Genomic DNA, 4,228 nt, shown 5'->3' on the forward strand with positions numbered 1-4,228 from the left:
CTCGGCGAGCTCGGCTGCCTTGCTGGCCGCGAACGAGCAGATCGGGCAGGTGGCGAACACGTGGCGCTGCGCGGGGCAGTACTCACGGCCGAAGTAGATGATCTGCAGGTGGCGGCGGTTCCAGGTGTCCCTGGGGAACGCTTTCTTGAGGTCGGCCTCGACCTTCTCCACCGTGGTGCCGCGCGAGAGGCCCCAGCGGCGCGCGAGCCGGAAGATATGGGTGTCGACCGGGAAGGCGGGCACGTCGAACGCCTGCGCCATCACCACGCTCGCGGTCTTGTGGCCCACGCCGGCGAGGCTCTCGAGGAAGTCCCACTCGGGCTTCAGCTCGCCGCCGGCGTCGACGATCTGACCCGCGGCCGTCCAGACGTTCTTCGCCTTGGTGGGCGCGAGCCCCACCTCGCGGATCAGTTCCAGGATCCGCTCGGGTCCGAGGCCGTACATGTCGGCCGGCGTGGAGGCTGCCTCGAACAGCGCCGGGGTGATCTGGTTGACCTTCTTGTCCGTGGTCTGCGCCGACAGCGCCACCGCCACCAGCAGCGTGTACGGATTCACGTGATCCAGCGGGATCGGAGGCTGTGGATACAGCTCCTCGAGAATCGTTCCGATCCGCTCCACCTTCTCTGCCCTTTGCACGAAGCACACGCTATCCGCCGCCACCGACATCGCCTCCCGCAGCAGCCCCGGCACGTGAGCGCAGGCAGGATGGTGGCCATGAGCACCGACCTCACCGGACGTACCGCGCTCGTCACCGGTGCGAGCCGTGGCATCGGAGCGGCGATCGCGCGGGCGCTCGACGCCGCGGGCGCACGGGTGCTCCTCGTCGCGCGAGACGCCGAAGCGCTCGCGACCGTGGCGGCCGACCTCGAGCACGACCCGGTCACGCTCGTCGTGGACCTCGCCGACCCGGAAGCCCCCGCCGACCTCTCGCGCCGCGCCCTCGACGCCACCGGCGGCAGACTGGACGTCCTCGTCAACAACGCCGCCTACGCCCGCCGGGTCACGCTCGCCGAGACCGACGCCGCGCTCGTCGACCAGGTGCTCGCCGTCAACGTCCGAGCCCCGCTGCTGCTGATCCGCGACCTGGAGCAGGCCCTCGCCGCCTCGGGCCACGGGAGCGTCGTCAACATCACGTCGGTGTCCGGCCTGGTCGGCACACCGAAGCGAGCCGCGTACGGCGCAAGCAAGGCCGCGCTGGACTCGATCACCCGCTCCCTGGCGATGGACCTGGGGCCGGCCATCCGGGTGAACGCGGTCGCGCCCGGCGTCGTCGACACCGACCTGTGGGCCAAGAACAAGCAGATCCCCGAGGCCGTGGCCTCCACCACAGCGATCACGCCACTGCGCCGGTGGGCCACGCCCGAGGAGATCGCCGACGTCGTCACGTGGCTCGCCAGCGACGCCTCCCGCTTCGTCACCGCCGAGACCATCGCCGCCGATGGCGGCATTGCCCACACCACCGACCTTTACGGCGGCGATGTCTGACTGAGTTCTTCGTTCGCGGAGGTCCCGGCCCGTAGCATCGCGATCGTGAGGATGACGATCGAGATCCCGAGCGATCTCGCCGCCGCGGCACGGCGTCTGGCCGATGACCGCGGGATCGACCTGTCCGAGCTGGCCGTTGCCGGGCTCGAGGCTGAGGTCCAACGCCGCGCCGCTGCTGCGTTCCCGACGACCGGCGGACGCGGATCAGCCGCAGGCGTGACACCGAGTGAGGCGATCGCGCTCTCTTACGAGCAGCCGTCTATCTGACCAACTCACCGACCAGCTCAGCGAACCGCGCCTGACCAGCCGGGTCGCTGACGTAACCCGAGTGCTGGTAACCATCGAGAACAACGGTGCGGACGCCGTCGTCGGCCTCGAAGGTACGCAAGGTGGCGAGCAGCAGATCGGTCTGCTCGCGACGGCCGGGGATGTCATCCTCCGCGAGCAGCACGAGCGTGGGCGCTGGCGCAGTGCCGGGGCCGATGTGGAACAGCGGCGCGGCCTCGTCCACGATCACGCGCCCGGGGTCGATGCCCCGTTCGCGGAGCACGTTGAAGTGCGTGGTGGGCTGGCCCGCGTCGAAGACCCAGCCGGCGACGGCGGAGCTCGCCAGCCCATGCGCGTCCAGCCAGCGGGGGTCGAACCTCAGCATCATCGCGAGGTACGCGCCGGCGGAGGTGCCGCCCACATAGATGCGGCGGCCCGGCACGTGCTCGAACGCCCACGCCACGCACGCCGCGGCATCCTCGATGAACTGCGGATATCTGGCCTGCGGGTAGAGGCGGTAGCCGCCCGCGACCACGCCGACGCCCGCGCGCAGCAGCGCCGCCAGCAGCCCCGGATCCTCGCCCCGCTGACCGCTCTCGAGCCCGCCGCCGTGGAAGTAGACCAGCACGGGAGCCGCCGGGTCCTCGGGCAGGTGGAGGTCCGCGAGCTGCTCGGGGAGGCTTCCGTAGGCGATCGTGCTCACGTCTCCATCCTGCACGCTCTGCCCTCCCCCACCGCCCAAAGGGCACAAGCATGCCCAAAGGCACGGCCAGCCACGCCCCGCGGTCACGCTTGTGCCTTTTCGGCGGCGCTACCGGCGGTCGGCGCGGGAGGATGAGCCGTATGCGAGAGCCCACAGCGTTCTCCGTGCGGCAGCTCGCCCTACGGGCGTTCGACCTCAGCGAGCGCACGGCGCGGGCGGGTAAGCGGTCGGCGGCGGAGCGTGCGGAGCGGTGGCGGCGGCGGGTGTTCGTCATCGCGCAGTGCGCGGTCACGGCGGGCGTGGCGTGGTGGGTGGCGCACTCGCTGGTGGGGCACCCGGCGCCGTTCTTCGCGGCGGTCGCGGCGATCATCACGCTCGGGCTCTCGTACGGGCAGCGCCTCACACGCGCGGTGCAGATCGCGATCGGCGTCTCGGTGGGGGTGCTCGTCGGTGAAGGATTCCTGCACTTGTTCGGCACCGGTGTGTGGCAGATCGTGCTCGTGTGCGCGGTGGCGATGTCGGTGGCGTCGTTGCTCGGGGCGGGCAATCTCATGGCCACGCAGGCGGCGGTGCAGGCGGTCATCGTCACCGCACTCCCGATCACGGCGGCGACGTCGCCGTTCGGCCGCTGGGTCGACGCGCTCATCGGATGCTCGCTCGCCCTGCTGGTCGCGACCGTGGCGCCCGGTTCGCCGGTGCGCAAACCGCTGATCCTCGCGGCGGCTGTGCTCAAGGAGTCGGCCGGCACCCTCCGCGCTGCCGCCACCGCCCTGCGCGACCATGACGCCGAGGCCGCCGACGCCGTGCTCCACCGCGCCCGCGCCAGCGAGTCCGGGCTGCAGGAGCTCGACGAGGCCGCCACCGAAGGCATCGCCGTGGTCCGCTCCTCACCGTTCCGCCGCAAGCAACGCGGCCAGGTCGAGGCGTACGCCGACCTCGCCGCACCCCTCGACCGGATGGTCCGCAACCTCCGCGTGCTCGCACGCCGCGCCGCGGTGGTCACCTGGCGTGGCAACGAGGTCCCGACGGCGTATCTCTCCCTGATGGACGATGTCGCCCAGGTCATGGAGTTCATGGCCGGCGAGATGTTCGCCGGCCGTCTGCCGACGGCGGCCCGCACCCGCCTGGAGAAGCTCGGTCTGGAGAGCTCCCACCTGCCGATGGCGCCGTCACTGTCCGCGGTGGTCATCCTGGCGCAGACCCGGTCGATGATCGCCGACCTGCTCGAGCTCATCGGTGTCGACGCCGCCACGGCACGGGCAGCCATCCCGGACATCGCCTGAGCTCGATCGACCGAGCGTGGGCGGGGCGTTCGTAGACTGCTCGGGTGGCTGGGTCGGGGGTGCCGAGGACCGCGGTGATCGCGGCCGCGTGGTCACGGCTGCGCGGGGTCGAGGTGCTCAGTGGCGCGGACGGCGGGCCGTTGAGCCGGACCGTCAAGTGCGTGCTCGACCCGTTGGTGATCCGCCCGGCGGCTCATCCGGCGCTGGCGGTGCCGCTGCTGGAGCCGGAGGCTGCTGCCGCGCTCACGCAGCGACTGCTCGATCACGCCGAGGTGCTGCGGGACACCGCCGCCTGGTACCCCGTGCTCAAGCAACGCCGTCGTGCGCTGCGCATCACGGCGGGCAACCCGCAGGAGACGTGCTTCCCCGTGGCGTTCGAGCTTGCGACCACCCGGGGTGCGCCCGGCCAGGACGCCGCCGATGTCGCCGACACCGCGCTGGCCGATCGCGCCGCCGACCACCCGGACCCACCGCTCCACCACCTGCTCGA

At 71.6% G+C, this 4,228-nt stretch carries 6 protein-coding genes; 4 read left to right on the top strand and 2 right to left on the bottom strand.

Annotated elements, in window-relative coordinates; translation table 11 throughout:
• Positions 1-636 (bottom strand): endonuclease III domain-containing protein (locus tag ACOJSN_RS22195; RefSeq protein WP_420114663.1); only part of this gene is annotated, 636 nt, incomplete at its 3' end.
• A gap of 78 nt (positions 637-714) precedes the next feature.
• Between ACOJSN_RS22195 and ACOJSN_RS22200 the strand changes: the two genes are divergently transcribed.
• Both ACOJSN_RS22200 and ACOJSN_RS22205 read left to right on the top strand, forming a co-directional pair.
• A complete protein-coding gene (locus tag ACOJSN_RS22200) occupies positions 715-1,485 on the top strand; it encodes an SDR family NAD(P)-dependent oxidoreductase (protein ID WP_420114664.1) in 771 nt (256 codons plus the stop codon).
• 45 nt (positions 1,486-1,530) lie between these two features.
• Positions 1,531-1,752, top strand: coding sequence for a hypothetical protein (locus tag ACOJSN_RS22205; RefSeq protein WP_420114665.1), 222 nt, complete (start codon positions 1,531-1,533; stop codon positions 1,750-1,752).
• Here ACOJSN_RS22205 and ACOJSN_RS22210 read toward each other — a convergent pair.
• Positions 1,745-2,455, bottom strand: coding sequence for an alpha/beta hydrolase (locus tag ACOJSN_RS22210; protein WP_420114666.1), 711 nt, complete (start codon positions 2,453-2,455; stop codon positions 1,745-1,747). The genes ACOJSN_RS22205 and ACOJSN_RS22210 overlap by 8 nt on opposite strands.
• 140 nt (positions 2,456-2,595) lie before the next feature.
• On the opposite strand from ACOJSN_RS22210, the gene ACOJSN_RS22215 reads away from it, so the two are divergent.
• Both ACOJSN_RS22215 and ACOJSN_RS22220 read left to right on the top strand, forming a co-directional pair.
• Complete coding sequence (locus ACOJSN_RS22215; RefSeq protein ID WP_420114667.1) at positions 2,596-3,738, top strand: FUSC family protein; 1,143 nt, start codon at positions 2,596-2,598, stop codon at positions 3,736-3,738.
• Positions 3,739-3,782: 44 nt separating this feature from the next.
• Positions 3,783-4,228 (top strand): hypothetical protein (locus ACOJSN_RS22220; RefSeq protein ID WP_420114668.1); only part of this gene is annotated, 446 nt, incomplete at its 3' end.

This window comes from Pseudactinotalea sp. (genome assembly GCF_048594945.1).
Lineage (GTDB): Bacteria > Actinomycetota > Actinomycetes > Actinomycetales > Beutenbergiaceae > Pseudactinotalea.